A 26,315-nucleotide genomic window follows, 5' to 3' on the forward strand; every position below is an offset into this window, starting at 1 on the left:
ACAGGCAGTGGCCTGCGCGGCGGACCACGCCTCAGATGATACGCACGCGCCCCCGCTCCGACGTGCCCCGGCGCGCCGCGCGGGCCGCGGGTCAGCGGATCGCGTTGATCTGGTCGAGGTGGACGATGTCGTCGCACAGCCGCCTCGCCAACGGCGGGCTGTGCGTGATGACGAGCAGACCGACCCGGCGTTCTCGGATGAGCCCGAGCAGCCGCGACCAGATGAGCGCCTGGGTGATCGGGTCGAGCATGGTCGTCATCTCGTCGGCGACGAGATAGCGCAGCCGCGGGTGCAGCGCCCGCGCGATGCAGAAGCGCTGCAGCTCTCCCCCGCTGAGTTCGCCGGGAAACCGGGTGAGCCAGGCCTTCTCGATGCCGAGCGCCCGGCGGGTTCTCTCGTCGACCGGCCAGCACTCGGTGAGAATGCGCTCCATGCGCCAGCGGGGGTTCACCGCCAGCTCCGGGTTCTGGTTGAGGTACTGCACGAGGCCGGGGCGTTCGGCGTTGACCGGACCGCCGTCGAGCGTGACCTTCCCGCCCTGGGGGCGTTCCCAGCCGGCGAGGATACGGGCGAAGGTGCTCTTGCCGTAGCCGGACGGGGCGATGAGCCCGCGGACCTGGCCGGCGGCCAGGTCGAGGCTGACGTCGCTCAGGACGGGGGTGCCGCTGCGGTATGCGAAGCGAATGTTCTCAGCCCTCAGCATGCCCGGCCTCCTCTCCCCCGGCATCGGTTCCCTCGGCCAGCGACAGGTCGGCGCCGTCGAAGTCGTGCTGGGGCAGGGCCCGCCACAGCCCTGCCGCGTACCGGCCGTTGTCGTAGTGGTCGGGGTCCATGAACTCGCGCGCCGGCATCTCGGCGATCATGCGCCCTCGGTTGAGGATGAGGACGCGGTCGGAGACCGCGCTGATGAGGTCGACGTCGTGACTGATGACGATGAGGCATCGCCCCTCGTCGGCCATGGCGCGGAAGTCGGCGAGCATGCGCTCGGCCAGGTCGACGGACAGGCCGGGCGTCGGCTCGTCGGCGATGATGAGACGCGCACTGCTGAGCATCGCCGTGGCGAGGAGAACACGCCGGGCCATGCCCCCGGACAGCTGGAAGGGGAACTTGTCCAGGTCAGCGCGGCTCAGCTCGAAGCGTTCGGCGATCTCGTCGAGTTCGTCCGCACTGGGCTCGGCACTGGTGAGCAGCTGGCGGCGCACCCGCATGAGCGGGTCGAGATAGCTGATCGACTGGGGGATGAGGGCGAACTCGCTGCCCCGCAGTGCCCTGGTGCGTTCGGGCGTGAGGGGCTGCCCGTCGTAGCTCACCGTCCCGCCGACACGGGCGTTGTACGGCAGCAGGCCCATGATGGCATGGGCCAGGAGCGATTTGCCAGAGCCCGATGCCCCGACGACGCCGAGGATCTGCCCGGCCTCCGCGCACGCGTCGAGTCCGTCGACGGCCCAGCCGGTGGCGCGCCGGTAGAAGGTGCGGTACATCGTGAAGCCGACCCGCAGGTCGTTCACCTCGAGAAGGGGCATCGTCGTCTCCTAGTTCTGCGCCGCGGCCGGGCTGACGAGGGCCTGCAGGGAGTCGCCGCAGCGGTCGACGACCAGGACGATGGCCAGCAGGGCCAGGCCGGGGAAGACGCCGAGCCACCAGGCACCGGTGGACAGGTACTGCATCGACTCGGACAGGATGACTCCCACGGCCGGCAGTTGGCTGGGGATGCCGAAGCCCAGGAAGGTCAGGCCGGACTCGTGGAGGATGGCGTGCGGGAACATGAGGATCGTGTTTACCAGGGCCTGCGGCACGATGTGCGGCAGGAAGTGGGAGCGGGCGATGAACCAGCGGGAGCGCCCCATCTGCCGCGAGGCGATGACATAGGCGCTGGTGCGCAGGTGAAGGGTCTCGGCGCGCACGATGCGACACAGACTCACCCAGTGGGTGACCGCGACGCCGATCATGACGCCGGGAATGCCCCGGCCCACCAGGATCGCGATGAAGATCATGAAGATCAGGTGCGGCATGCCCTGCATGAGGTCGACGAGCCAGAGCACGGCCCGGTCGACCCAGCCGCCGCAGACCGCGGCGCCGATCCCCAGCAGCAGGGCGATGAGCGTGCTCACCAGCGAGGCGAACAGGCCGATGCGGATCGAGATCGACAGGCCTCTCAGGGTTCGCATGAGCATGTCGCGCCCCAGCCAGTCGGTGCCGAACAGATGCGCAAGGCTCGGCGGCTGGTTGGCCCGGTCGAAGTGCACGGCGTAGGCGCTCTCGGGGATCATGCCGCCGAAGACGCCGAGCACGACCATGAGCAGCGCCGTGCCGGCGAAGACGACGGTCGCCCTGCGACGTCCGTTCCAGCGTTCGACGACGGGTTCGCTGGCGAGTACGAGGGCGCTCATGCCCACTCCTGTCTGATTCTCGGGTCGATGACGGGGTACAGCAGGTTCGCGATGAGATTGCCGATGAAGACGATCGTGGCGCTGATGAGGGTGATGCCGATGAGCAGCGGCAGATCCCCCTTGGTGCCCGCCATGGAGGTCAGGGCGCCGAGCCCGGCGTAGCTGAAGACGGTCTCGGCGAGCACAGAGCCGCCGATGATCTCGCTGATCGAGCCGAACTGCAGGGTGACGAAGGGCTTGAGGCAGTTGCGCAGTCCGTGCCGGATGACGAAACGCCACGGCCCCTCACCGCGCCCGGCGGCGAAGAGCGCGTAGTCGGACTCGGACTCCTGCACCAGGCGGGCCCGGGTCTGCAGCGCGATGGAGGAGACGCCCGAGACTGACAAGGTCAGGGCGGGCAGGATCATGTGGTGGAGCCGCTCTGCCAGGCTCGAGTCGGCGAGGCTGACCCCGGCGCTCGTCGACAGCCCGATGGGGAACCAGCCGAGGTGGACGGCGAACAGAAGCAGCATGAGCAGACCGAACCAGAAGGTCGGCAGGGCCGCGAAGACATAGCAGATCGTGCTGATGAGCCGATCAGGCCATCCCCCGCGGTTCTTGCCCGCGACGATGCCGAGCACGGCACCGAGGACGCCGGAGGCCAGCCATGCGGTCGCCAGGAGCATCACCGAGTTCGCCAGCCCCTCGGCGATCACCTCGGCGACCGGCCGCTGGAGCATGAGCGAGGTCCCGAGATCGCCATGCAGGGCATTGCCCCACCACCGGAGGAACTGCCCGACGGCCGGTTCGTCGAGCCCCCACTTGGCGGACAGGGCCTCGTACTGGCTGGGGTCGACGGCGTTCTCGGCGCCCAGGTACGCCGATACCGGGTCAATTGGCGAGACCTTGGCCAAGAAGAAGGTGAGCACACTCACCGCGAAGATCAGCGAGGCGCACTTGATCAGCTGACCGCCCGCATAGCGCAGGGGCCCGATGAACACCCGCCGGCCCGTCCGCCGGGTGTGCCCGGCGGGGGCCGCAACGGCACTCATCCGCTGATGTCCCATGTGTTGAGGTTGTAGAGCACGTGCAGGAAGTGGTCGTGCGGGTGCACTCGCTGGGTCCCGATGTCCAGGCCGTCGCGCACGTAGTAGTTGTGGCGGATGTAGCCGACGCATAGATAGGGATTGTCGCCGAGCACCGAGCCGCCGGTCCTGCCATCCCACAGGGCCTTGTGCCAGTGCTCGTCGGCGCTCTTCTGGTCGGTGGCCGTCAGGGCCTGTTCGAGGTGCTCCTCGACGGTCGGGTTGTCATAGCAGGCGATGTTGGCCCATCCGCTGTCGTGGCTGAGCGCACTCGAGAGCATGGTGCGCACGTGATAGGGATTCAGCCGGCCTCCGCCGAGGACGACGGCGCTGGAGCGGTTGCGCTCACGCATCCAGGTGAAGTCCCCGCCCTCGTTCTGCACCTCGATCCCGAGTTCGGCCATCTGGGCCTTGAAGGCCTCGGCGATGGCTTGACGCCCCGAATCGTTGGTCGGGTAGAGCAGGGGGAAGCTGGCGCGCTGCCCATTCTTGACGCGGATGCCGTCCGGACCTGTGACCCAGCCGGCATCGTCGAGGAGTTTCCTGGCCGCCTCGACGTCGCCGTCCCTGAGCTGTTTCGTGTCCTCCTTGATGCCCCAGTCGAAGGCGTCGAAGATGTCGAAGGCGACCTCGCCGTAGCCGTACAGGCAATCGTCGATCATCTGCTGACGGTTGACTCCGGTGGCCATGGCCTTGCGGATGACCGGATCGCTCGTCACGGCATTGCCGACCTGCTGCCCCTCGACCTCGAAGGCGCCCGGTTCCTGGCAGGGCAGTGAGATGACGCGATATCCGAAGGTCGGCAAGCTCTTGAGGCTGAATCCGTTCACCTGCTGGCCGGACAGATTCGGATAGACCTCGGCGACATCGACCTGGCCCGATCTGGCGGCGGCCAGGGCCGCGTCGGCTTCCATGAGGAGCAGGGTGGCCTTGGCGAACACCGGCTTGGTGCCGTAGTAGCCGTCATTGCGCTCCATGATGAGCTGCTGGCCCTGGACGTAGTCGACCAGCTTCCACGGGCCGGAGCCGACCGGTTTCGAGGCGAAGACGGCCTCGTCATAGCCGGCCTCGGGCACGATGCCGAGCGTCGCGGCCGTGTGCAGCAACGTCGACCAGGGCTTGGTGAGGATCAGCTGAACCGTGTTCGGATCGACCACGACCGCTTTGTCGAAACCGGGCATGGAGACGGAGGCGGCATCCTTCGCCTTGTTGTAGGTGAAGGCGACATCGCCGGCGGTGAGCGGGCTCCCGTCACTGAACGTGACATCCGACCGTATGGCGAAGGTCCAGATCAGTCCGTCATCGCTGATGGAGTACTCAGTGGCCAGGTCGTTGACGATCTGATTGTTGTCGTCGGCGGCCATGAGGGTGCTGTTGAAGAGCAGGACGCCAGTCTCGCCGAAACCCTTGATCGGGTCGAAAGGAGCCTTCACAGTCGATGGGTCCATCGCCACAATGACCTCCTTGCGACCCGCCAGACGCTCGGGCAGCGCTCCGGTCGAGGCCGCCGAGGAGCCAGCACCAGAACAGCCGGTGAGCCCCAGACCGCCCATCGCGGCGAGGGCGGCTCCCCCACCGAGCAGGGCACGACGACTGAGCTGCCGCGAGGGCAGTTGACGGTTTCGCTGGGACGTACTGCTCATGTGATGCTCCTCGGCACGACACGCCCCGGGCGCGGGCACGGCTGAGCCATTGGCCCTCCACGAGGCAGGAATCGAACGGCGACGGCTGTCGCCGCACTGGCAGGTCTTCGGGCTCATGGGCGTTCCGGACCATGCCGGGTTCCTCCGCCGCTGCTTCCCGGACACCTGTGCCCAGTGCACTCGATGCGGCATCGTTCCCACTGACCGCTGCGGGACAGCTCCGGACTCACACCGGATTCCCTCTTACGACGATTCACCGAAGGCGAACCGAACCAGCGAGTTCACCGTACTGGGGGCCGGCCGTGACGGGGAACCCACTGAGAGACTCATCCGTGAGCCGCCGCGTGATCCGCACACCCGCCCCGTCGTCGAAGTGGGCCGGAGCGATCGCCTGCTTCGCCCCGACCCACCCGTGGCGACGAGACCGGTCATGAACCTAGCATAAATGCGAATGATTCTCAAAAGGTGTGGTGTCATCGTCGCTGCAACTGCGTGGGCGAGCAGGCCGCGTCCCGGTCGGCCCCCTGAGCGAGATTCGAGTAGTGCCCGTCGCACCAGTTCTGGGCGTCCTCTTCGGAGCCGAAGCGCTCGACGACGAGGGTGACGAGGATGTACTGATCGTCGGTGACCGCCGGGCCGTAGGCGGAACGGCGCACGAGGAGCACCTGGGTTCCGTTGAAGGCGAACCGGTCGGCGAGGGACTCGTACTCGGCCAGGACGACCGGGGCGGAGTCGACCGTGGCCTTGCCGCTCGGTCGGGCTGCTGGTTGATTCGGCGACAGGACGAGATGGATGCCCACCTGAACCGTCCACTGGCCCTGGACCGGCTGGATGCTCGCCCAGCCGGCATCGGCCAGGCTCGACAGCGCACTGTAGGCCTGGACATCGGTCGACATGGAGGAGCCCGAACCCGGCGCAGCCGCGGTGGAGACCGCACGAACGGACTCCGAGCCGACGCCGCCTGTGAGCCGGTCCTGTTGTTCGTCGTTCCGCGCGGAACCGACGCCGACCGTGAACAGGATGGCGACGAGCAGCAGCGCCACCCCGATGGCCGACCAGCGGACGAGTTCGCTACGGCTGCGCTCACCCCGTACTGCGTTCAAGGCCACTCCTCCTCGGTACGCCCCGACTCGTCCAGAACTCCTCCACCGTACCGGTCCGCTCCTGCCGGGGACACTCCTGCACCGGTACGAGTGCACGCGGGCCCCGAGGGCCAGCACGCAGAGCGGGCACCGACCCGTGAAGGGTGGTGCCCGCCCGGTTCGGCCGGCTCAACGAGCCGCCAGGATCATGTGCCGTCTCACTTGAAGGAGACGGTGGCGCCGGCGGCCTCGAGCTTCTCCTTGGCCTGGTTGGCGGCGTCCTTCGCGACCTTCTCGAGAAGAACCTTGGGAGCGGCCTCGACGAGATCCTTGGCATCCTTGAGGCCGAGGTTCGTCAGGGCACGGACCTCCTTGATGACCTGGATCTTCTTCTCGCCAGCGGCCTCGAGGACAACGTCCACCTCGGCATCGCTGTCGTCCGCGGCGGCGTCGCCACCGTCAGCAGCAGCGGCGCCGGCGGCCGGGGCAGCGGCGACGGCCACGGGAGCGGCCGCCTTGACGTCGAAGGCATCCTCGAAGGCCTTCACGAAATCGGACAGTTCGATGAGGGTCATGTCCTTGAACTGGTCAAGGAGCTCCTCGGTGCTGAGCTTCGCCATGATGGGCGTCCTTCCTTACTCGTTCGATGCAGCGTCAGCCGCGTCTGTAGTGGCCTCGGCAGCATCTGCTGCTTCGGGTGCCGAGTCCTCGGCAGTGTTGTGCTCCTGGTCTGCGGCGGGGCTTCCGGGCCCGCCGATGACGGAGGGATCCTGGGCTGCCTTCTCCTGGAGCGCGCCCATGGTCTGGGCGGCCTGCGTGAGCGGGGCAGCGAACAAGGCCGCGGCCTTGCTCATGGATGCCTTCATGCCGCCGGCCAGCTTGGCGAGCAGTACCTCACGCGACTCGAGGTCGGCGAGCCTCCGGACCGTGTCGGCGTCGAGGATCTTTCCGTCCATGACGCCGCCCTTGATGACCAGAAGCGGGTTGTCCTTTGCGAAATCACGCAGACCCTTCGCCACGTTGGCGACATCGCCCGAGATGAAGGCGATGGCCGTCGGACCGGAAAGCTGGTCGTCGAGTCCGTCGACACCGGCCTTGGCAGCAGCGAGCTTGGTCAGGGTGTTCTTCGCAACGGCGTAGGTGGCGTCGTCGCCAAGGGACCTGCGCAAGTTCTTCAGGTCCTTGACGGTGAGTCCGCGATACTCGGTCAGCACGGCGGCGTTGCTCTCCGCGAACTGCGCAGAGAGCCGCTCGACCGTGGCTGCCTTGTCAGGCCTCGCCATTGGGTCTCCTTCCCACTTCATCGTTCGTGCCGAAGACCCAGACGACCCTCCCGGGAGCATCAAAAAAGCCCCGGCACACACGTACTGGGGCACGGCAAGGAAAATGTCGTGAACAGCACCTGCGCGGGCGCCGCCTCACGGGGAGACGGCATTGTGGAGAACCACCAGCGGTCTTCGGCCCGACCGAGCATACCCGTCGATCCGGGACGAACCAAACCATCGGGCTCCGGACGCAGGGAGGGGGCCGATCCCCGTCGGGATCGGCCCCCTCCCTGAACTGCCGTACGCGGTCGGCTCTCAACCAGACCGGTTCATTCCGCGGGGCGCGCGGCGGCCGGGTCGATCTGGACTCCGGGACCCATGGTGGTCGAGAAGGTGACCTTGCGCACGTACCGGCCCTTGGCGGTACTCGGCTTGAGGCGGAAGACCTCCTCAGCGGCTGCCCGGTAGTTGGCCAGCAGGGCGTCCTGGTCGAAGCTCAGCTTGCCGATGACGAACTGCAGGTTCGCATGCCGGTCGACGCGGAACTCGATCCGTCCGCCCTTGATGTCGGAGACGGCCTTGGTGACGTCCATGGTCACGGTCCCGGTCTTCGGGTTCGGCATGAGGCCACGAGGGCCGAGCACACGGCCGAGCCGGCCGACCTTGCCCATGAGATCCGGGGTCGCGACGACGGCGTCGAAGTCGAGATAGCCGTCGGCCACGCGGGCGATGAGCTCGTCCGCGCCGACCTCGTCGGCGCCGGCCGCGACGGCCTCGTCTGCCTTGGCACCCTGGGCGAAGACGAGGACCCTCGCCGTCTTGCCCGTGCCATTCGGCAGGTTGACCGTGCCGCGCACCATCTGGTCGGCCTTGCGGGGGTCGACCCCCAGACGCATGGAGACCTCGACGGTCTCGTCGAACTTGCCTGGTTTGTACTGCTTGATGATGGCCAGGGCCTCCTCAGGCGAGTACAGCTGATTGCCGTCGCGCAGCTGCGCGTCGGCGAGATAGCGCTTTGAGTGCTTCATGCTGGTTCCTTTCCGTCAGCCTCGTGAGCTGATCCACCAGTTCTGGTGAGGGGAGCACTGCCCCTTCCAGGTCTTGGGGAGCGGCACCGCAGGGGCCGCCCGTGGGATTCACTGAACGACGACGCCCATGGAGCGGGCGGTGCCCGCGACGATGTTCATGGCGGCCTCGATGTCATTGGCATTGAGGTCGGGCATCTTGGTCTGGGCGATCTCGCGCACCTGGTCGGCCGTGATGGTGCCGACCTTCTCGGTCGCCGGCTTGCCCGAACCCTTCTGGAGGCCGGCCGCCTTCTTGATGAGCTCGGCCGCCGGCGGGGTCTTCGTGATGAAGGTGAAGGTGCGGTCCTCGTAGATCGTGATCTCGGCAGGAACGATGGTTCCGCGCATGGCCTCCGTCTTGGCGTTGTACGCCTTGACGAACTCCATGATGTTGACGCCGTGCGGGCCGAGGGCGGTGCCGACCGGCGGCGCGGGAGTCGCGGAACCAGCCTGAATGGCGATCTTGACGATCGCCGCTACCTTCTTCTTGGGAGGCATGTCGTGGGTCCTTCTCTGCTGGTTTCCGGCGCACTGCGCAAGGGACCGTGTGCCGGTGGTGGTGATGGGCGCCCCTGCCGCCCCGACCCGCGGTGGGCCGTGCAGGTCCTCAGCCCAAGGCCTTCTGGATCTGCGGGAAGGTCAAGTCTACTGGGGTCTCACGACCCAGGATCTCGACGTTGGCCTTCAAGCGCTGGTTGTGGGTGTTGATCTCGGTGATCGTGGCATGGACACCGGCGAAGGGGCCGTCGATGACCATGACCTGGTCGCCCACGGCGTAGTCGACGACCTCGACCCGGGCGCGGGCGCTGCGGCTCGTGGACCGGCTCTCGGCGTTCAGCCGGGCGATGACCGAGGGCTTCAGCATGTTCTCGACCTCGGCCAGGCTCAGCGGGGTGGGTTCCTGGGCGCTGCCGACGAAACCGGTCACCGAGGGGGTGTGCCGCACGGTGCCCCAGCTCTCGTCGGTCATCTCCATGCGCACGAGGACGTAGCCGGGCATGTAGGTGCGCGTGACGTTCTTCTTCTGGCCGTTGCGCATCTCGACCGCGTCCTCGGTGGGCACGATCGTCTCGTAGATGAAGTCCTCCATGTTGAGGGACTTCACGCGATTGTCGATGTTCTGCTTGACCCGGTTCTCCATCCCGGAGTAGGTGTGCACGACGAACCAGTCACCGGGCTTGACGACGAGTTCGTCGTGGAGTTCCTCCAACGCCTGGGCAAGGGCCTCGTCGGCGTCGGTGTCCTCGACGACGGGCTCATCAGCCTCCGGTGAGGTTTCCTCGGCCCGGGCGACCTGCTCGGCCTCGTCCACTGCTGCGAGGTCGATCTGGACATCGTCGGAGGCCTCGGAGGAGAAGTCATCGAAGTCGAGGTTGATGCCCGGGTCACTGGGCTCCTCGGCTCCCTCGAGGGAACCGAGATCGATCTGGATGTCGTCGGCGGGCGCGGTGAAATCGTCCTCAGGAACGTCAGTCACGTGTGTCTCCTCCTGGTCCTCAGCCGAACAGCTTCAGCAGTAGTTTCGTGAAACCGAAATCGAGGCCAGCGACGATCGCCATGATGAACACGACGAACACGAGCACGACGACGAAGTACTGGCTGACATCCTGACCGCTGGGCCAGATGACCTTCTTCAGCTCGCCGACGGACTGCTTGGCGAAGTTCCACGGAGTGGTGCGCCCGCGCTTGGCCGCCTCCGGCGGCTTCTTCTTGTCCGTACTGGTGCGCCGGGTCGGCGCCGTCGTGTGCTTGCGTTCGATGGTCCTCGCAGGGGCGTCGGCCCCGGTCTCGTCCTTGGCGAGGCGGCGCTTCGGCTTCCCGGAGCGACCCCTCTTCCTGGCAGCGCGCGACCCCGCCACGGCGTCACCGGTTGTCACGGACTCATCCTCACCCCGGGACGCGCGCTCGTCAGCGTCGGCGGCCTCACCCGCGCGCATGCTCTCATCGGCCACGTACTGCCCCTGTTCGAGTCTTCTGGGAAGCACCGGCCGGTGCCCCCGGTGGTACCGGGACGAGGACGCCCCTGTGCCGCTTGCGAGCCGGCCGGCCCACAAGCATCGAGGGCACGTGCCGCACCGCAGACCTGACCAGACCGGCTGTGCGGGACGCGCCCTTGCAGGGCACGAGGGACTTGAACCCCCAACCTGCGGTTTTGGAGACCGCTGCTCTGCCAATTGAGCTAGTGCCCTTCGGGCCCAGCCGACCCTCGACCGACCCGGCCGAGAGCGCACTGCGCCACCAAGAGAAGAAGTTTAGCGGCAAAAGCCTCGGAACGAAACCAGGGACCCCGCGTCATCCTCATAGCCGACCGAACAGCGCTCAAACCCGACCACCGCAGGAGATGAGCCATCCATCCCTCCCGCCTCGGAATCAGGGACCCCCTCATGTTGGGTCAGGGTTCAATCAGGGTCATGTCCTCATGCGCCTCATAGCCTTCACAGAAAGCATTGACGCAAGCCATCCGGCTGTTCTAAGCCCGGAAGTCGGCTGCCAGGGCAACAGATGGCAACTGTTTTCACAGCTCATTCTTATCTTGAACACAGCCGAGAGTGAACTAAACCCTGACTGACAAGCACACTTGTCGATCAGGGTGAAATCCCTCTCCCTCAGGGCGCGAGACGCCTCCGTGACCCCGGCCAGCCCATGCGGGGGAATCGTGGTTTTCCAGAGTCTGAGGCGATAGCCTTCTCGTCACGAAGCCAACTCCGACCCCCGGCTGTCAGACAGCAGGAGCCTCACCCCCAACCAGCGGAACCATCGCCGCAACTTCCACTTGTGCGATCACCGTGGCCATGGCGGGAGCCCCCGCAGCCAGGCGCGGTGTCGGTTTCTGCATGGACATCTGTACGCCCTCTCACCGAAAGCTGGTGATTCCGTCCGCGGATCTGCCATGTCAACCATCACCAAGGATCAGTCGCTCGCCGACTTCGACGAGACGAACTTCGACGAACTCTTCTTCAACATCGGCGCGGACGCCGCTCTCCGCAACGAGTGGCGCGACAACGTCGAGCCTCGCGACAGGGTTCGCCGGCGCAACGCCGGGATCGTCTGGGGCATAGCCGGTTGCGATGTCGTCATCATGGCGATCGCGACACTCGCCGCCGACCGCTTCCGTGATGCCATCGGCTGGTTCGGCACCACTAGTACCGTCGGTGCCGCCGCCCTGCTCATGGTCCTGGTGTGGCTGATCTGCCTCAGGCAGTGCGGAAGCTACAACGTTCGGAACATCGGCGTGGGGGTCATCGATTACCGCACCATCCTGCACGGCTCGCTCATCGCCATGGCATTGAGCGGCACGGGGGCCTATCTTCTGAACGCCTCGCTCTCGCACGGCTATTTCTTCCTCACCTATGCCTTCGGCATCCCGGCGCTGCTGGTCAGTAGGTGGGGTCACCGGCGCATCATCTTCGCCTTGCACGAGCGGCGGCGTATCAAGCGCTCGGTTATCGTGGCTGGGGACGCGACCCATGTGGCGGACGTCATCCGGGTCTTCCAGCGCGAGCGCTGGCTGGGTTACGACGTGGTCGGCGTGCTCACCCCGAACATGATGCCCTGCATGCAGTACCCGAGCATCCCGGCCGTCGGGATGCTCGAGAACGTCCTGGATGTGGCCCGCACGAGCGGTGTCAGCACGATCGTCTTCGCCGAGGGCTCCTTCTCCCGTTCGCACATGTTCAACCGCCTGGCCGCCAAGCTGGAGGCCGAGCGGGTCGAACTCATCGTCGTCCCGGCCCTGAGCGACATCTCCTCCCAGCGCATGACCATGCGCCCCGTGGCCGGGATGCCGCTGATGCACATCGACAAGCCATCGACGCACAGCTACAGTCAGGTCACCAAACGCGTCTTCGACGTCGTCTGCTCGGCACTGCTCATCCTGCTCAGCCTGCCGATCATCGCCGTCACCGCCATCGCGATCAAGCTCGAGGACCGCGGTCCGATCATTTTCAAGCAGCAGCGCATCGGCATCGGGGGCAAGCCCTTCGAGTGCTACAAGATCCGCTCCATGGTCACCAACGCGGCCGAGATCAAGGAGCAGCTCATCGCCCAGCACCAGAACGAGTCCGAGGGCGATGTGCTGTTCAAGATGAAGAAGGATCCGCGCATCACGAAGGTGGGCGGGTTCATCCGCCGATTCTCGATCGACGAGCTTCCCCAGTTCGTCAATGTCTTCAAGGGCGACATGTCCCTCGTCGGGCCGCGTCCCGCGCTCAAGTCGGAGGTCGACAAGTACGAGCAGCACGTGCGGCGCCGCCTCGACGTGCGCCCGGGCATCACCGGGCTGTGGCAGGTCTCCGGTCGTTCGGACCTGTCCTGGGCCGACACCGTCCGCCTGGACCTGTACTACGTCGACAACTGGTCACTGGTGCAGGATTTCAGCATCCTGGCCAAGACCTTCAAGGCCGTGTTCAGCTCCTCCGGCGCCTACTGAGCCACCGGCGCCCGGGCCCCCGAGACCTCCTCCTAACGGGGGACCCGGGCGCCGGGTCGGATCAGATCTGCACGCCGACCAACACGGGTTCTGGCACGAGTGTCACCCCGTAGGCGGACAGGACGCCGTCCCGGATGGTCCTGGCCAGGGCGCTGACGTCCTCGGCCGTGGCGTTGCCGCGGTTGGTCAGGGCCAGCGTGTGCTTCGTCGACAGGCCCGCCGGGCCGTCGCCGAAGCCCTTGTGGAAACCGGCATGGTCGATGAGCCAGGCGGCCGAGGACTTCACCCGGCCGTCCGGCTGGGGGAAACGCGGGGCCTCGGCGGGCAGCCGGGCGGCCTGCTCGGCGCTCATGATCGGATTGGTGAAGAACGAGCCGGCGGACCAGGTGTCGTGGTCCGCAGGGTCGATGACCATGCCCTTGCCGGCCCGTAGGGCCAGCACGTGCTCGCGGACCAGCGCCGACGGGGCGTGCTCACCGGGCTCGACGCCCAGCCGCCCGGCCAGCTCGGCGTAGGCGATCGGCATGGACTGGTCCCCCAGGAGGAACTGGAAGACGACCTCGAGGATGACGTAACGACCGGTCGGTGAGCCGGGCGAGCGCGTCTGCTTGAAGACCGAGTCGCGGTAGGCGAATCCGCAGTCGGCGTTGGCGAAGGTCCGGTAGCCCCTGGTCTCGCGGTCCCAGGTACGCACCTGGTAGACGTACTGGCCCACGTCGGCGCCGTAGGCGCCGACGTTCTGCACGACGGTCGAGCCGACGAGTCCCGGGATGCCCGACAGGGCCTCGGGCCCGCGCCACTGGTTGCGCACGGCGAACGCGACGAAGTCGTCCCAGACCTCGCCGGCACCGACGCGCACGACCGCTCCCCCGCAGGCCGAGACCTCGGCCCGGATGCCGTGGTTGTCGACCCGCACGACGGTGCCGTCGAAACCGGCGTCGCTGATGAGCACGTTCGAGCCGCCCGAGAGCACCAGGAGCGGCTCACCGGCCTCGTCGGCCTCGGTGACCGCGTCGATGAGTTCGCGTTCGGTGCGGGCGATGACGAAACGCCTGGCCGGCCCGCCGATGTGGAAGCTGGTGTGCTCGCTCAGCAGCGGCGAGTCCGGGACCGTCCGTGGTTCGAGGAAACCGTCGGCACGATCGAGGCGGCAGCCCTCGCCCGCGGCCGGGAACCGGTCGACGTCCTCCTCCCATTCGATGCTCATGCGCGTTCTCCGAGGAAGACGTGGGCGCGAGCGGCTCCGAGAACCTTGCTGTCCTTCTCCCCCTCGGCGGCAGCGGGGATGCGGGCGTCGATGAGGATGGTGGCGGTCTCGTCGACGATCTCCGTGACCCTGGCGGTGACTCGCACGAGAGTGCCCTCGTCATCGTCCGGCAGCCGGACGGGGCTGGTGAAGCGCACCGAGTAGTCGATGAGGCGCGCCGGATCGGCGCACCAGTCGGTGACGACGCGCAGCGCCGAACCCATCGTCCACATGCCGTGGATGATGACGCCGTCCAGGCCCAGCTCGCGGGCCGAGCGGTCGCTCCAGTGGATGGGGTTGAAGTCGGTCGACGCGCCGGCGTAGCGCACGGCGGCGGCACGGGTGGCGTGCAGGTCCACGGCGGGCAGCTCGTCGCCGACGGCGACGGCGGCGGGGTCGAATGCGTTCATGCCGCGTCCTCCTGCCTGGTGTGGACGAGGGTGGAGATGGCGGTGCAGCAGGGCTCGCCCTCGACGGTGTCGAGCCGGACCGAAATGGTGACCATGTCGGCGGGACCGCGACGGCGCACCTTCGTGATGGTCAGTGTCGAGACGACCCGGTCGCCGGCGCGCAGCGGCCGGGTGATCTCGAAACGCTGGTCGGCGTGGATCGTGCGGTGCAGGGCCAGGCCGAGCTCGGGATCGTCGAAGATCGCGCTCCAAGCCCGGGCGGCGATGACGGCGGCGAAGGTGGGGGGTGCGATGACGGACTCGTCGTCACCGGTGTACGCGGGGTTCGTGTCACCGAGCGAACTGGCGAACTCCTCGATCTTGGCGCGACTCACCGTGTAGGGCTGTGGGGACGGGTAGATCCGTCCCTCGTGTTCAGTGCCGATGCTCACCCCTCAATCTTAGGGTGACCAGCACTGCCCTCATCGTCTCCCGCGGCCCATCGGGCCGCCGGGCCATGGGGCGGACGGGTCACCGACGGTCGGCGGCACCCGCCTCGTCGCCGGGAGCGGAGCCTCCCGGTGCTGGCGAGGCATCCTTCCCGGTGTCGCCGAGCCCCAGGCCGGGCGGGGTCCAGCCGGCGGCCGCTCCCCCGCCGGGCCGCCAGGTGCTCGGCTGCCAGGCCCCGGGCCGCCAGGTGGAGGTGGCGTGGGTGCCGGAGGGGCTGCTCGCCGGTTCCCAGTTGCTCGTGGGCTGCCAGCTCGTGCCGGGTGAGAACGGCTCGCTCGACGGGGTCCATGTGGTCACTGGCGTGAACCAGTCGTCGCCGTGGGCGGGTGCGGAGCCGGTCGGCGCTGCCGACTGCAGGGCCTGCTCCGCCTGGTTGGCGACTCGTTCGGGAATCCGCCCCGCCGGCTGCGCGACGGCATCGGATGCGGCGGGTTGGCTGGCGGGCTCCGGTTCTGCCGGCTGCCCCGGGGAGGGGGGCCGGGAGAGCCACTCGGCGGGCTCCGGTTCTGCCGGGGCGGTGCGTGAGGCCGGCCCGGGCGGCGTCACCGGCCGGCGCAGGGCGGCCGGCAGCATCGTGGTTCTGGGCCGGGGCAGAGCGGCGAGCGGCCCGGCCGCGCTGTGGGCCGGCTGGACCTGGCCGTCGCGGCCGTCGTGCGGGGTCGGCAGTCCGTCGAGTGCGCGCTCGTCGCGGCCGGGTGCCGGCTCGCCCGGGGCGTGGGCGCCGATGTAGGCGTCGACGAGCGGGTCGTCGACCTCGAAGGCCTCGGGCGCGAGCTCCCAGAACAGCTCGGGTGCGATGAGTGTCCGGCCGTCGGGGCGCAGCGGCAGCTGCGCCGCGTCCGGACCGAGCGACAGGTTCGCCGTCCAGGCGCGTCCGGCCCCGTCGCGCAGGCCGATGACGCAGCCGGGGCCAAGGGTGCCGAAGACGTAGACGGGCTGGCGCCGGGCCGGCTTGGGCATCACGGGGTCCTCGCCGTTCCCGTCCTTCGTCCGGGGACGCGGCTGTGGTTCGTTGACGGCCTTCGGGTTGTGGAGGTAGGCCATGGGCCGTGTCGAACCCGGCTGGGCGAGCAGGACCTGCTCGCCGTGCTGCTGCCACTCCAGCAGGTGAACGTCCGTCGGCTGGGTGAACAGGCGCCTGCGGGCGCGGCGGCTGGCGGCGCGAACCCACCAGCCCGCGATGACCAGGCCCATGACCACTGTGGTGCCGAAGGGCAGGGGGCTGCCCGGCGAGGCGTGCCCGCTGTCGAAGCCGGCCAGCGCCCAGGCGCAGAAGAGGCCGATCACCAGGCACATGACGATCCTGCCCACGGCGGTGGTCCTCTCGATCGTGGCCATGGCGCGGCCGCTGCGTCGCTCGGTCTCGGTGAGCAGGAAACCGATCATGCCCCGGCCCGCCTCGGCGTAGCGTCGCTTGTCGATCGCGTGCAGCAGCGGGACGAGTGCGTAGCAGACGGTCATCGCGACGGCAGGGGCGAGCATGGCGGCACTCACGCCATCCGCGCCGAGGAGCAGGCCGGCGCCCAGCAGCAGGCTCCCCGCACAGCCGACCCAGCAGCTCGTCAGCGGGACGAGGAGCACGATGAAGGAGGCCATGACGACCAGGCGCGCGCCGATCAGCATGAGGACATGGCCGTAGGGGCCGGCGCCGAGCACGCCGAGGACCCACCAGTCGCCGAGAACGGCGACGACCGCGCCTCCGAGGCGCACCAGGACGGTGCCGGACGCCGAGTGCCACAGCTCGTCGGGGGCGTTGGGCGCCGGCGGGTAGCGGTCCGGGGCCAGGCGGGGATGGGCCGAGGAGGTCTTCATGTCCCGGACTCTATAGCGATCTCGTCGTGGCTGTCTGCGCGTCCCGGCGTGACAGAACGTCGTTGGGGCCGCCGGGCCTCGCCCGGCGGCCCCAACGACGTGGACCGGATTCCGCTCAGCGGGTCTCGCGGTGAGCGGTGTGCTTGCCGCAGCGGGGGCAGAACTTGCTCAGCTCAAGACGATCCGGCGTGTTGCGGCGGTTCTTCTTGGTGATGTAGTTGCGCTCCTTGCACTCGGTGCAGGCAAGCGTGATCTTGGGGCGGACGTCCCCGGTCTTCTTGGCCATGATCGAACCCTCTGTCTTGCCGGTGCTCCACGGAGCACGTCTCGTCGTTCCCCGCACGGACCCGTAAGGCCCCTGCGGCTCTCATGAGAAAGCCATGGCGCACGTGGTGCCACGACCCTGGTAGCGGGAGCGGGATTCGAACCCGCGACACAGCGATTATGAGCCGCTTGCTCTGCCGCCTGAGCTATCCCGCCTCTTGCCTGCCGGTCGCCCGGCCCGCAAGCAGCTGCCCTGATGACCGGGTCGCGCGGTGTACGGCCCTGCCGCAGCGGAGCCCCCATGCGGAATCGAACCGCAGACCTTCTCCTTACCATGGAGACGCTCTACCGACTGAGCTATAGGGGCCAGCCGGGGAAGAATGTTACCGGACCCCGACCCGGGTTCTCAAATCGTCTCGGTGTTGCGGGCCGGGCCCGCCACGGAAGGAATCGTCCGGGACCAGATCACCGGGGCACCGGGCCGGGTCGGCCTCCCCGGCAGCGGAACGGTCAGCGCCAGGACATCGCCTGCAAGGGTCCGCCGAGCCCGGCCATGACGCAGCGGGCACGTCCAGGACTGTGTGACCCGGAGCAGGACCGGCTGGCAGGCAGTGCCCTAGGCTGGGTCGCAGCCCCGACCCCGGAGAGAACATGCCCGCACCACAAGGACCGGCCACCCGGCGCCGCATCCCGAGCACGATGTCACTCGCCGCCATCCTCGCCCTCGCCCTACTCGTCGCGGCAACAACGATCCGCTGGGCCGCAGGGCAGCAGGAGCGGGAGCGCTGCGGCGGTCAGCCCTGCCCGCAGACCTCGCCGAGCACGTCGGCTCCGAGCAGCTCAGGGCGGGACGGCACGACAGGAACGGGTGGGAGCCGTCACGGGTCCTTCACCGATCCCGAGTTCATCGCCTGGGCAGTGGCCGACACCGAGGACACCACGGACGGTTTCACGCCCACCAGACTCCGGGTTCGGGTTTCAACGGAAACGATGGTCATCAGCGGCCATGACGCCTCTGGTGCCTACGTGATCCGCCGGTACTCCACGAACGGTTTCGAGCAGGAGAGCAGATCCGATCCAGCCGAGAACCAGGGCCCGGCCGGTACCAGCATCGAGGCTCCCCTACCGACCGGGGCCGAGTTCTACGAACGCCTCGTGATCCATCTGGAGGACGCCGATCCCGAGTGTCGGGACCGCCCGGGGGTCAGCGCCACGAGCACCTGGTCGCAACAGGCCGTCTACTCGCAGTTCTGTTCCTACCGATTGACCCGGGCTTGGCTGAACGAAACGCAGATCCCCCTGCTCGACAGCCTCAGCGATGCCACAGCGATCTCCGAGATCCTCGATCAGCCATTCGCCGTCGCCGCACCCGATCGTCCCGTCACCCGCGTCGTACTGCGCTACGGCAACAGCCGGGAGGGCTGGGACGGTTGCAGCGTCTACCAGGACGATGCCGAGGGTTTCCTGGTGACGACCAGTCACCTGACCGGGAGATCCGACGATGCCATCACCACGCGGTGGACGTCGGGTAGGACAAGGAGCTGGGAGACCGGACACGAGCTGAGCCGCGACGAGATCGATCCCACCGTCATCGAAACCATCATGAACAGCACCATTGATGAGCATGGACAGCTGGCCATCGGCTGGAACACCGGGTTCGAGCAGTTCACGATCCGGGCCCGCTCCGGCGCCGAGTACGCGCTCGACGGGACCCGGCTGAACTGACCCCTCACCCCGGCGCACCCCCGCTGGCCCACTCGTTAGGATCGGGGGCGACCCTCAGGAACAAGGAGCCCCATGCGACTGCGTCACAGCCCCTTCACCAATCCGTCGGCGATGCTCAGGAGACGCCTGCAGAAGATGCTCGTCATCGCCCTGGCCAGCCTCCTGGCCCTGCTCGTCGTCCTCGCCGTCACCGTCACCGGCGCCATCGCCGGGCTCTTCTCGCCCACGCGGGACGAACCGAGTGCGATCCACCCCACCGGGCCGAGCCAGTCGCCGGACGACTCGGTCGCCGAGCCCGAGTTCGTCAGGTGGGCGATCGACCAGTCACTCGCCACGGACCCCGCCTTCCAGCCGACCCGCATCGTCATGACCACGGACGAGTTCACCATCGCCGGCACGAGCGGCTCCGACGGAGTCCGGCACAGCTACCGCCTCCCCGGCAGGGAGGCCACGAGCACCACCGACCGGGACGTCGCCCTCGCCGCCCTGGACCGGGACGGCATCGACCTCGACCGGCTGCAGTCGGTCTGGACGGGCGCCCGGTGCGAGCACGACTCCCCGCAGGTCCAGGTCACGGCGGCACGCAGCGGCGCCACCGCGTACTCGGTGCTGTGCCCCGCCGGTCCCGGCGGAGACTACGCGCTGACCAGGGCATGGCTCGGGGACGAGGAGCTGAGGCTGCCGGAGAGCTTCTCCTCGTCCGAGTCCGTCACCAGGGCACTCACCGAGACACTGCCCGCCCTGACCGGCGACGCCCCGCTGTCGCAGGTCATCGTCCGGCAGGACCAGAACGACCCGAGCAAGGAAGTGCTCCAGGTGTCCCAGCCTGCCGACGAGCCCGGCCGGGGCGTGTTCACCACTCATCTGCAGGCGCGCGGGGCCGCGAACCCGGCCGTGCTCACCGTGCCCGACGAGAACGTCAAGGTGACCGGTCGGTTCACCTGGGACGATGTCGACCCGCAGGTCCTCGCCCGGATCGCCGACGCATGCCGTGAGGATCCCGCGGTGAACCTCTACCAGGGACTCCAGGTGCACTGGTCGGACGACTACTGGCAGCTCGTCGTCACGACGAACTCGAACCCGTCGCGCACCTACACGCTCGACGGGATCCTCCTGGGCTGATGGTGCGCCGTCCGGCTCGGTCCACCACGAGGAGGATGCCGGAGTCCGAGCCGGACGGGGGCATCAGGGCTGGGTGCGGACCAGCCAGTCCCAGGCCGACAGGCCCGCGGTGGCGCCGGCGCCCGAGGCTATGACGATCTGCTTGTAGGGCGTGTCCGTGCAGTCACCGGCGGCGAAGACGCCGGGCATGCTCGTCGCGCCCCTGGTGTCGATGACGATCTGGCCGCGGGCGTCGCGGTCGACTTCGTCGGGCAGCCAGCCGGTGTTCGGCGCCAGGCCGATCTGGACGAAGACGCCGTCGAGCCGGACCGTGGTCTCCTCACCGCCGGCGCGATCCCGGTAGCGGATCGCCTGCACCCGGGTGCCGTCGCCGAGCACCTCCTGGACGGCGGCGTTCGTGACGACGTCGATGTTCGGCGCCTCGCCCATGCGCTGCAGCAGCACCTCGTCCGCCTTGCACTCGGGCATGAACTCGATGACGGTGACGCTGCGGGCGACACCGGCCAGGTCGAGCGCCGCCTCGACACCGGAGTTGCCGCCGCCGATGACGGCGACGTCCTTGTCCTTGAAGAGCGGGCCGTCGCAGTGGGGGCAGTAGGTGACGCCCTTGTTGCGGTACTCCTGCTCGCCGGGGACGCCCATGTGCCGCCAGCTGGCGCCGGTCGCCAGGATGACGGCCCGGGCGCGCAGGGTCGCGCCGGGACCCGCCTGGATCTCGATGGTGCCGTCGCCCGCCCGGGTGAGGCCGGTCACGGTGACTCCGTCGATGATGTCGATGTCGCCGTACTCGCCCGCATGGGCACGCAGGTCACGAGCCAGCCTCGGGCCCTCGGTGTGCGGCACCGAGACGAGGTTCTCGATGGCCATGGTGTCGTTGACCTGGCCGCCGAAGCGGTCACCGACGAGGCCGGTGCGGATGCCCTTGCGGGCCAGGTAGATGGCCGCCGAGACACCGGCCGGGCCCTGCCCCACGACGAGCACCTGGTAGGGCTCCCGGTCGTTGAGGCCGGCCGCGGCGGCGGCGCCGGCCTCGGGGTCGAGGGCGGCGATGATCTGGGCGGCCTCCATGCGGCCCTGCCCGAAGAGCTCCCCGTTGAGGTAGATGGTCGGGGTCGCCAGGATGTTCCGGGCCTCGACCTCGTCGCGGAACAGGGAGCCGTCGACGACGGTGTGGCGGATCCTCGGGTTGAGGACCGCCATGGCGTTGATGGCCTGGACGACGGTCGGGCAGTTCTGGCAGGTCAGCGAGATGTAGGTGGTGAACTCCTGGTCCGTCTGGACCGCCCTGACGGCCTCGATGGTCGCCTCGTCCAGCTTGACGGGGTTGCCGCCGACCTGGAGCAGGGCCAGGGCGAACGAGGTGAACTCGTGGCCGAGCGGCAGCGCCGAGAAGGTGATCGAGATCCCGGTGCCCGGCGAGGTGAGCGAGAAGGACGGCCTGCGCTCGTGGGCGGTGTCGTCGCGCCGGACGCTGATGCGCTCGGACAGGGCGGCGACCTGCCGGAGCATCCCGTCGATCCGGTTCGACTGCTCGCGGTCGTCGAGGCTGACGACGAACTCGACGGGCCGGGTGATGCGGTCCATCAGTGCGCTCAGCTGGGCGATGAGTTTCTCGTCGAGAACTGCCATGGTGTGTTCTGTCTCCTGGTCCTGTCTCCTGGTCGTCGGCCGGTCCTCCGTCAGATCTTGCCGACGAGGTCGAGGCCCGGGGTCAGGGTGTCGCCGGTCTCGTCCCAATGGGCGGGGCAGACCTTGTCGGGGTGCTCACGGATGTACTGGGCGGCGCGCACCTTGCGCAGCAGCTCGGAGGCGTCGCGTGCGATGCCGTCGGCGCTGACCTCCATGAGCTGGATGACGCCGTCGGGGTCGATGAGGAAGGTGCCGCGGTCGGCCAGCCCCTCGCCCTCGCGGAGCACCTGGAAATTGGTGGCCAGCTGAGCCGAGGGATCGCCGAGCATGTAGTACTGCACCTTCTTGACCTGGTCGGAGTCGGCGTGCCAGGCGGCGTGGACGAAGTGAGTGTCGGTGGAGGCGGAGTAGATCTCGACGCCGAGGGCGGTGAACTCCTCGTAGTGGTCGGCCAGGTCGCCGAGCTCGGTGGGGCAGACGAAGGAGAAGTCCGCCGGGTAGAAGAAGACGACGGCCCACCGGCCGCGCAGGTCCTCGTCGGTGATCTCGACGAAGTCGCCCTGGTGGAAGGCGGTGGTCTTGAAGGGCAGGAGCTGGGTTCCTACGAGCGACACTTCGGGTACCTCCTGGTCGTTGGATGGTGTCACCGGTTCAACCCGGAAGCCGGGCAGCGTTGTTCCCCGGACGGCCGCCAATTCGCCGATCGCACCCCGACAGCCCCCCGCATTCCATGAATTACCTTGTCAGAAGCGGAAAATGAGGTCTCAGCCGAGGGCGAACAGGCATGCTGGGGCAGTCCTCCCGCAGATGGACACATGTCCTGCTCCCCACGCGAACCTGCTCAGGCGTCGTGGACCTCCAGCACGAGCTCCCGGTCGGACCAGTGGAACAGCCGGGCCCTCCGATCGCTGCGCTGCTGCACCTCACCGTCGTCGGCCCACCCGGCCGACCGCAGTGCCCGATGTGCCCGGAGATTGCGCGCGTCGGGTTCGACGAGAACCAGATGACATTCGGGATCGGCCTCAATGAGCGCATCGGCGAGGATGGGCAGCAGCGGCGAGAACAACCCCTTGCCGGTCAGCTCGGGTTTCCCGACCGCGATGTGGAACCCCAGGTCGTGGGGTCTGGCCGCATAGCACCGGCTGATCTCGTCGCGTGCCGGGCGGTAGACCTCCAGGTACCCGACCTCATCCCCGCGGTACAGCAGGATCAGGGGCAGCGAGTAGGTTCCCGCCAGCCGCTCCCGCCAGTCACGGGCCCACTGCCCGGCGGACCATGCCTGGTCCCAGGTCTCGGCGAGGTGGGGCCTGGCCATCCACGCGGCAACCGTTGCGGCGTCACGGCCGGGATCGGCGACCCGCAGTCCGGCATCGGCGTGCCCCAGCCGGCGTCGGGTCAGCCGGGCCAGATCGGGCACCGGGGGCCTGTCGGTCAGCACCCAGTCCCGCGGCACATCCGTGCGAAGACGCCTCAGCACCTGCTGCGTGGCCTCGTGCTCGTCCCCGACAACCGTCGGCTCCTGCTGATCCATGATCCCGATGATCATCGCCCGACTCGGTCAATTCAATTGACCGGGGCCGTCGTGAAGCTTGTTCACAGAATATCCTTGGCGCACCCCGAAGAATGATGGTGGCAGCCTCGGAACAGGCGCCCGCGGATTCCGATAGCCGGGTCGGCGAGCACCGATCGTGAGTCGATTCCCCGTAGCTGCCGCCCGACTTCCGGTATGACCCCGGTCATCATGCAGGGCATTTCCGCGCGCTGTCCCCGGTTTTTCTGCGGACACCTGAAACATTCCAGACGTAGCCCATATCAGCATGGTGCAGCGCACCCCTTCAGGGCTCACTGGGAGTCACCCAAGACGATCCTGTGAATGATCCTCATTGCATTCTGGGCAGTTATTCGCGAATAAGCTTCAGGTGGTGCACGAACAGTGTTGATGATTTTTCCATCCGTTGTCGAAGGAGTTGATCGGTTGTGGCGTCTCTCGTCGTTGTCGGCGCCGGACCCAAGGCCGTCGCCGTCCAGGCCAAGGCGCACGCCCTGCGGAGACTGGGCATGACGATCCCCGAGATCCAGGTCGTCGATCCCATCGGCGTCGCGGGCAACTGGCTTCCGGAGGGCGGCTGGACCGATGGCCGGCATCTTCTGGGCACCTCGCCCTTCAAGGACATCGGCTTCCCCTATCGCACGCGTATCGCAGACGATCCGCCGCCGCACCCGGAGATCGCTGACACGCGCGGCCCCTTGAGCCGGGCCGTCGACCGGGAGCTGCTCACCCTGAGCTGGGTACGGTTCCTCATCGAGACCGGCCGGTACGCCTCATGGATCGACCGCTGCCAGCCGCAACCGCAGCACCGGCTGTGGGCCGAGTACCTGCGCTGGGTCGCAGCCCGCACCGGGCTGGACCTGGTTCGGGGCCGGGTCACCGGCATGCATGCTGGGGCCGAGGGCTGGTCGCTGTCGGTCTGCATGACCGATGGCCGGGTGCGGACCGTCACCGCTGACGCCCTCCTGGTCACCGGCCCCGGGCCCAGCACGCACCGCATCGCCGAGATTCCCCGTGTGCTGTCCCTGGCCGGCTTCTGGAAGGCGATCGCCGACGACGAGCTGCCCGAGAGCTCCAGGATTGCCGTCATCGGGGCCGGCGAGAGCGCCGCCAGCGTCATCACCGAGGTGATCCGGCACGACGTCGACGAGATCTGCCTCGTCTCCCCCGCCGCCACGGTCTTCTCGCGGGGCGAGGGGCGGTTCGAGAACGCGATGTACACCGATCCACGCCGGTGGGCGGACCTCGACGAGCAGGCTCGCCGGGACTTCATCGCGCGGACCGACCGAGGGGTCATCTCGGTCGGCATGCAGGACTGCCTGAGCTCCGATGACCGGGTCGCACATCTGCGCGGCAGGGTGCTGGAGGCCCGCGACACCGCGTCGGGGGTGGAACTGACCATGACCGATCCAGCGCGAGGACACCGCACCGCCACCTTCGGCCTGGTGATCGACGCCCGCGGCGGCAGCCCCGTGTGGTTCACCGAACTGATGGACCCGCAGACCCGGTCGCTGGTGTCCGCGGCGTGTGGTGGCGAGCTCACCGCCCGTTGTTTCGAGGACCGCATGACACCGACGCTCGCTCTGGCCGACCTGGCCCCGACGCTGTTCGTTCCGGCGCTGTCCGGGTTCCGGCAGGGGCCGGGGTTCGCGAACCTGAGCTGCCTCGGCGAACTCTCGGACCGGATCCTCGCGGGCATCGGCGTCGGCCGGCTGCCGGAGAGCAGTCCCGCCGCTCGACCTGGGCAGCTGCCCCACGGCATGAAAAATCCCCGTACCCATCCGGCACGGGGATTTTCGACCGCGTGACCTCGGCCCCGCGGTGGTGGCAGGTGAAGGATTCGAACCTTCGTAGGCATCGCCGACGGTTTTACAGACCGCTCCCATTGGCCGCTCGGGCAACCTGCCATGCGCCGTCAGACTCTACCAGCCTCTCCCCTCAAGGGGAAATCGGGAGGACGCCCCGAACCGGGGATCCGGCCCGTGCCCGGGGCGGGACCGACCTGGTGCGGCGGTCCGCGCCGGACCGGGCCCCGGGGTCAGCGCTCGTCGCTCCTGCGGCGGTACCGCCTGGCGGTGAGCACGGGCCTGGGCGTGGCCAGGACGAAGACGCAGCCCAGCACGGTGAGGAGGATGCTGAGGACGGCCCAGCTCCACAGGAGCAGGGAGTCGCGCAGGGCATCGACCATCAGGGTCGAGTTCCCGGCCAGGCCGTAACCGAGCTGCACCGCACCATCGATGACGAGCAGCAGGGCTCCGACCCTGGGGGTGCCGTGGCTCCGGACGAGACCGATGACGGCCAGGACGAACAGGACGGCGCCGATGAGGACGGCGGCGAGGGCGAGCAGCAGGATGCCGGCACTGGCGGCATCGGAGGTGGCGCCCATCGTCGAGCGCAGGATGAGCGGGACGAGTAGCAGGGCGAGCAGCAGCACGGCGGCGCCGAGTGCGGCGCCAAGTGCGGCGCGGCTGCGCCGGGGTTCGACATCGAGTCTGACCGCACCGGCCGCAGACGGTGGCTGCGGGGCCTTCGGGCGGCGAGGGCTCATTCGGGCCCGGCCTGCCCGCCGTCCCCCGTGGCTCCCCCCGCGCCGTCCGAGCCGGCGTCTCCGCCGGCGGCGCGCTGCGGCGGGCCGGAGGGGTACTGCGGCTCGACGGCGCGGGGCGTGTCGGCGGTGTCGGCGGCGCGGCGGCTGACGAAGACGATGCCCAGGACGATCGCCGCGTACATGACGACAACGGCGGCGAGCATGGCGGCGCTCACCGGGCGCAGGGTGTGGTCGGTCAACTGGACGATGACGGCGTCGGCCGCCGCAGCGACGATGAAGAGGACGTCTCCGATGCGCACCCTGCTGCCGTCCCGGAACAGGCCGATGACGGCCAGGACCACCAGGATGGCCGAGGCGATCACCGAGGGGAAGGCGAGGAAGGGCGCGTTGACCGGGGAGAGCAGGCCCCACCCCAGGCCGAGACCGATCACGATGGCCAGGGCCGCGGCCAGCAGGGTGGTGCTGGAGCAGAAGGACGCAGGCCTCCTCGCCGCCCCCGCACCAGGGGAAGTAGTACTCGTCATGCCCCCTAGTGTGTCAGCTCGGGGCCGCGGCCAACGCATCACACCCCGTTGGTGAAC

Annotated in this window: 26 protein-coding genes, 4 tRNA genes and 1 riboswitch; of the genes, 4 read left to right on the plus strand and 26 right to left on the minus strand. The window is 68.4% G+C overall.

Annotated features, from left to right (window positions below; genetic code table 11):
• Positions 1-91: 91 nt before the first annotated feature.
• The 13 genes from D9T14_RS01595 to D9T14_RS01655 form a co-directional block, all read right to left on the minus strand.
• On the minus strand, positions 92-703 hold the full coding sequence (locus tag D9T14_RS01595) for an ABC transporter ATP-binding protein (RefSeq protein ID WP_119161135.1): 612 nt from the start codon (positions 701-703) through the stop codon (positions 92-94).
• A complete protein-coding gene (locus D9T14_RS01600) occupies positions 690-1,523 on the minus strand; it encodes an ATP-binding cassette domain-containing protein (protein ID WP_119160985.1) in 834 nt (277 codons plus the stop codon). Before D9T14_RS01600 ends, D9T14_RS01595 begins: the two co-directional genes overlap by 14 nt.
• 9 nt (positions 1,524-1,532) lie before the next feature.
• Positions 1,533-2,390: an ABC transporter permease gene (locus tag D9T14_RS01605; protein WP_119160984.1), complete on the minus strand. Its 858-nt coding sequence runs from the start codon at positions 2,388-2,390 to the stop codon at positions 1,533-1,535.
• The gene (locus tag D9T14_RS01610) at positions 2,387-3,421 is read right to left on the minus strand and encodes an ABC transporter permease (protein ID WP_119160983.1); all 1,035 of its coding nucleotides are present in this window, start codon (positions 3,419-3,421) and stop codon (positions 2,387-2,389) included. The genes D9T14_RS01605 and D9T14_RS01610 overlap by 4 nt, the downstream gene beginning before the upstream one ends.
• The gene (locus D9T14_RS01615) at positions 3,418-5,097 is read right to left on the minus strand and encodes an ABC transporter substrate-binding protein (protein ID WP_119160982.1); all 1,680 of its coding nucleotides are present in this window, start codon (positions 5,095-5,097) and stop codon (positions 3,418-3,420) included. The genes D9T14_RS01610 and D9T14_RS01615 overlap by 4 nt, the downstream gene beginning before the upstream one ends.
• Before the next feature lie 81 nt (positions 5,098-5,178).
• A riboswitch (cobalamin riboswitch) is annotated at positions 5,179-5,389 on the minus strand.
• 181 nt (positions 5,390-5,570) lie between these two features.
• Positions 5,571-6,200 carry a hypothetical protein gene (locus tag D9T14_RS01620; protein ID WP_126464249.1) on the minus strand — a complete coding sequence of 210 codons (630 nt, stop codon included), beginning with the start codon at positions 6,198-6,200 and terminating at the stop codon, positions 5,571-5,573.
• Between the two features lie 197 nt (positions 6,201-6,397).
• Positions 6,398-6,799: a 50S ribosomal protein L7/L12 gene (gene rplL, locus D9T14_RS01625; RefSeq protein WP_119160980.1), complete on the minus strand. Its 402-nt coding sequence runs from the start codon at positions 6,797-6,799 to the stop codon at positions 6,398-6,400.
• Positions 6,800-6,814: 15 nt separating this feature from the next.
• On the minus strand, positions 6,815-7,462 hold the full coding sequence (rplJ, locus tag D9T14_RS01630; protein ID WP_119160979.1) for a 50S ribosomal protein L10: 648 nt from the start codon (positions 7,460-7,462) through the stop codon (positions 6,815-6,817).
• Between the two features lie 311 nt (positions 7,463-7,773).
• Complete coding sequence (gene rplA / locus D9T14_RS01635) at positions 7,774-8,472, minus strand: 50S ribosomal protein L1 (protein ID WP_119160978.1); 699 nt, start codon at positions 8,470-8,472, stop codon at positions 7,774-7,776.
• A gap of 108 nt (positions 8,473-8,580) precedes the next feature.
• A complete protein-coding gene (rplK, locus tag D9T14_RS01640) occupies positions 8,581-9,009 on the minus strand; it encodes a 50S ribosomal protein L11 (RefSeq protein ID WP_119160977.1) in 429 nt (142 codons plus the stop codon).
• 109 nt (positions 9,010-9,118) lie between these two features.
• Complete coding sequence (nusG, locus tag D9T14_RS01645) at positions 9,119-9,988, minus strand: transcription termination/antitermination protein NusG (RefSeq protein ID WP_119160976.1); 870 nt, start codon at positions 9,986-9,988, stop codon at positions 9,119-9,121.
• A 19-nt stretch (positions 9,989-10,007) separates the two neighbouring features.
• Entirely contained in the window at positions 10,008-10,388 is a 381-nt protein-coding gene (gene secE / locus D9T14_RS01650) for a preprotein translocase subunit SecE (protein WP_170175740.1), read from the minus strand.
• 239 nt (positions 10,389-10,627) lie between these two features.
• Positions 10,628-10,700: transfer RNA gene (locus tag D9T14_RS01655), tRNA-Trp, on the minus strand.
• A 701-nt stretch (positions 10,701-11,401) separates the two neighbouring features.
• Between D9T14_RS01655 and D9T14_RS01660 the strand changes: the two genes are divergently transcribed.
• Positions 11,402-12,940, plus strand: a complete 1,539-nt coding sequence (locus tag D9T14_RS01660; protein ID WP_232012321.1) for a sugar transferase — start codon at positions 11,402-11,404, stop codon at positions 12,938-12,940.
• Positions 12,941-13,001: 61 nt separating this feature from the next.
• Here D9T14_RS01660 and D9T14_RS01665 read toward each other — a convergent pair whose 3' ends face one another.
• The 7 genes from D9T14_RS01665 to D9T14_RS01695 form a co-directional block, all read right to left on the minus strand.
• Positions 13,002-14,147 carry a UDP-N-acetylmuramate dehydrogenase gene (locus D9T14_RS01665; protein ID WP_119160974.1) on the minus strand — a complete coding sequence of 382 codons (1,146 nt, stop codon included), beginning with the start codon at positions 14,145-14,147 and terminating at the stop codon, positions 13,002-13,004.
• Entirely contained in the window at positions 14,144-14,596 is a 453-nt protein-coding gene (locus D9T14_RS01670) for a MaoC/PaaZ C-terminal domain-containing protein (RefSeq protein ID WP_119160973.1), read from the minus strand. The genes D9T14_RS01665 and D9T14_RS01670 overlap by 4 nt, the downstream gene beginning before the upstream one ends.
• On the minus strand, positions 14,593-15,027 hold the full coding sequence (locus D9T14_RS01675) for an FAS1-like dehydratase domain-containing protein (RefSeq protein WP_119160972.1): 435 nt from the start codon (positions 15,025-15,027) through the stop codon (positions 14,593-14,595). Before D9T14_RS01675 ends, D9T14_RS01670 begins: the two co-directional genes overlap by 4 nt.
• 79 nt (positions 15,028-15,106) lie before the next feature.
• A complete protein-coding gene (locus D9T14_RS01680) occupies positions 15,107-16,897 on the minus strand; it encodes a hypothetical protein (protein ID WP_119160971.1) in 1,791 nt (596 codons plus the stop codon).
• 115 nt (positions 16,898-17,012) lie between these two features.
• Entirely contained in the window at positions 17,013-17,183 is a 171-nt protein-coding gene (rpmG, locus tag D9T14_RS01685) for a 50S ribosomal protein L33 (protein WP_119160970.1), read from the minus strand.
• Between the two features lie 118 nt (positions 17,184-17,301).
• Positions 17,302-17,377, minus strand: a tRNA-Met gene (locus D9T14_RS01690).
• 78 nt (positions 17,378-17,455) lie between these two features.
• A tRNA-Thr gene (locus tag D9T14_RS01695) sits at positions 17,456-17,528 on the minus strand.
• A gap of 284 nt (positions 17,529-17,812) precedes the next feature.
• Between D9T14_RS01695 and D9T14_RS01700 the strand changes: the two genes are divergently transcribed.
• A complete protein-coding gene (locus D9T14_RS01700; protein ID WP_126464250.1) occupies positions 17,813-18,886 on the plus strand; it encodes a hypothetical protein in 1,074 nt (357 codons plus the stop codon).
• Between the two features lie 72 nt (positions 18,887-18,958).
• On the plus strand, positions 18,959-20,008 hold the full coding sequence (locus D9T14_RS01705) for a hypothetical protein (protein WP_119160968.1): 1,050 nt from the start codon (positions 18,959-18,961) through the stop codon (positions 20,006-20,008).
• Positions 20,009-20,071: 63 nt separating this feature from the next.
• On the opposite strand, the gene ahpF is transcribed toward D9T14_RS01705, so the two are convergent.
• The 3 genes from ahpF to D9T14_RS01720 all read right to left on the minus strand — a co-directional run bounded on the left by ahpF (position 20,072) and on the right by D9T14_RS01720 (position 23,168).
• The gene (ahpF, locus tag D9T14_RS01710) at positions 20,072-21,637 is read right to left on the minus strand and encodes an alkyl hydroperoxide reductase subunit F (protein WP_119160967.1); all 1,566 of its coding nucleotides are present in this window, start codon (positions 21,635-21,637) and stop codon (positions 20,072-20,074) included.
• 50 nt (positions 21,638-21,687) lie between these two features.
• Positions 21,688-22,251 (minus strand): alkyl hydroperoxide reductase subunit C, encoded by a 564-nt coding sequence (gene ahpC, locus D9T14_RS01715; RefSeq protein WP_119160966.1) that lies wholly within the window; start codon positions 22,249-22,251, stop codon positions 21,688-21,690.
• A 227-nt stretch (positions 22,252-22,478) separates the two neighbouring features.
• Positions 22,479-23,168, minus strand: a complete 690-nt coding sequence (locus D9T14_RS01720; protein ID WP_119161133.1) for a GNAT family N-acetyltransferase — start codon at positions 23,166-23,168, stop codon at positions 22,479-22,481.
• Positions 23,169-23,614: 446 nt separating this feature from the next.
• Here D9T14_RS01720 and D9T14_RS01725 point away from each other — a divergent pair, with 446 nt between their 5' ends.
• Complete coding sequence (locus D9T14_RS01725) at positions 23,615-24,994, plus strand: SidA/IucD/PvdA family monooxygenase (RefSeq protein WP_119160965.1); 1,380 nt, start codon at positions 23,615-23,617, stop codon at positions 24,992-24,994.
• A 14-nt stretch (positions 24,995-25,008) separates the two neighbouring features.
• Here the strand turns inward: D9T14_RS01725 and D9T14_RS01730 are convergent.
• The 3 genes from D9T14_RS01730 to D9T14_RS01740 form a co-directional block, all read right to left on the minus strand.
• Positions 25,009-25,093 (minus strand) — tRNA-Tyr (locus tag D9T14_RS01730).
• A gap of 131 nt (positions 25,094-25,224) precedes the next feature.
• Positions 25,225-25,734 (minus strand): hypothetical protein, encoded by a 510-nt coding sequence (locus D9T14_RS01735; protein WP_119160964.1) that lies wholly within the window; start codon positions 25,732-25,734, stop codon positions 25,225-25,227.
• A complete protein-coding gene (locus tag D9T14_RS01740) occupies positions 25,731-26,258 on the minus strand; it encodes a hypothetical protein (protein ID WP_126464251.1) in 528 nt (175 codons plus the stop codon). Before D9T14_RS01740 ends, D9T14_RS01735 begins: the two co-directional genes overlap by 4 nt.
• Positions 26,259-26,315: the final 57 nt, after the last annotated feature.

Source organism: Propionibacterium australiense (assembly GCF_003666605.1).
Taxonomy (GTDB): Bacteria; Actinomycetota; Actinomycetes; order Propionibacteriales; family Propionibacteriaceae; genus Propionibacterium; species Propionibacterium australiense.

Excerpts from the sequence above, each read along its gene's own strand:
- D9T14_RS01700 (WP_126464250.1), top strand. The coding sequence starts at position 17,813 with ATGCCCGCACCACAAGGACCGGCCACCCGGCGCCGCATCCCGAGCACG.
- D9T14_RS01595 (WP_119161135.1), bottom strand. The coding sequence starts at position 703 with ATGCTGAGGGCTGAGAACATTCGCTTCGCATACCGCAGCGGCACCCCC.
- rplL (WP_119160980.1), bottom strand. The coding sequence starts at position 6,799 with ATGGCGAAGCTCAGCACCGAGGAGCTCCTTGACCAGTTCAAGGACATG.
- D9T14_RS01670 (WP_119160973.1), bottom strand. The coding sequence starts at position 14,596 with ATGAACGCATTCGACCCCGCCGCCGTCGCCGTCGGCGACGAGCTGCCC.
- ahpF (WP_119160967.1), bottom strand. The coding sequence starts at position 21,637 with ATGGCAGTTCTCGACGAGAAACTCATCGCCCAGCTGAGCGCACTGATG.
- D9T14_RS01735 (WP_119160964.1), bottom strand. The coding sequence starts at position 25,734 with ATGAGCCCTCGCCGCCCGAAGGCCCCGCAGCCACCGTCTGCGGCCGGT.
- rpmG (WP_119160970.1), bottom strand. The coding sequence starts at position 17,183 with ATGGCCAAGAAGACCGGGGACGTCCGCCCCAAGATCACGCTTGCCTGC.
- D9T14_RS01705 (WP_119160968.1), top strand. The coding sequence starts at position 18,959 with ATGCGACTGCGTCACAGCCCCTTCACCAATCCGTCGGCGATGCTCAGG.
- D9T14_RS01680 (WP_119160971.1), bottom strand. The coding sequence starts at position 16,897 with ATGAAGACCTCCTCGGCCCATCCCCGCCTGGCCCCGGACCGCTACCCG.
- rplK (WP_119160977.1), bottom strand. The coding sequence starts at position 9,009 with ATGCCTCCCAAGAAGAAGGTAGCGGCGATCGTCAAGATCGCCATTCAG.
- D9T14_RS01615 (WP_119160982.1), bottom strand. The coding sequence starts at position 5,097 with ATGAGCAGTACGTCCCAGCGAAACCGTCAACTGCCCTCGCGGCAGCTC.
- D9T14_RS01605 (WP_119160984.1), bottom strand. The coding sequence starts at position 2,390 with ATGAGCGCCCTCGTACTCGCCAGCGAACCCGTCGTCGAACGCTGGAAC.
- D9T14_RS01660 (WP_232012321.1), top strand. The coding sequence starts at position 11,402 with ATGTCAACCATCACCAAGGATCAGTCGCTCGCCGACTTCGACGAGACG.
- rplA (WP_119160978.1), bottom strand. The coding sequence starts at position 8,472 with ATGAAGCACTCAAAGCGCTATCTCGCCGACGCGCAGCTGCGCGACGGC.
- D9T14_RS01610 (WP_119160983.1), bottom strand. The coding sequence starts at position 3,421 with ATGAGTGCCGTTGCGGCCCCCGCCGGGCACACCCGGCGGACGGGCCGG.
- D9T14_RS01720 (WP_119161133.1), bottom strand. The coding sequence starts at position 23,168 with ATGGATCAGCAGGAGCCGACGGTTGTCGGGGACGAGCACGAGGCCACG.
- rplJ (WP_119160979.1), bottom strand. The coding sequence starts at position 7,462 with ATGGCGAGGCCTGACAAGGCAGCCACGGTCGAGCGGCTCTCTGCGCAG.
- D9T14_RS01740 (WP_126464251.1), bottom strand. The coding sequence starts at position 26,258 with ATGACGAGTACTACTTCCCCTGGTGCGGGGGCGGCGAGGAGGCCTGCG.
- D9T14_RS01665 (WP_119160974.1), bottom strand. The coding sequence starts at position 14,147 with ATGAGCATCGAATGGGAGGAGGACGTCGACCGGTTCCCGGCCGCGGGC.
- D9T14_RS01600 (WP_119160985.1), bottom strand. The coding sequence starts at position 1,523 with ATGCCCCTTCTCGAGGTGAACGACCTGCGGGTCGGCTTCACGATGTAC.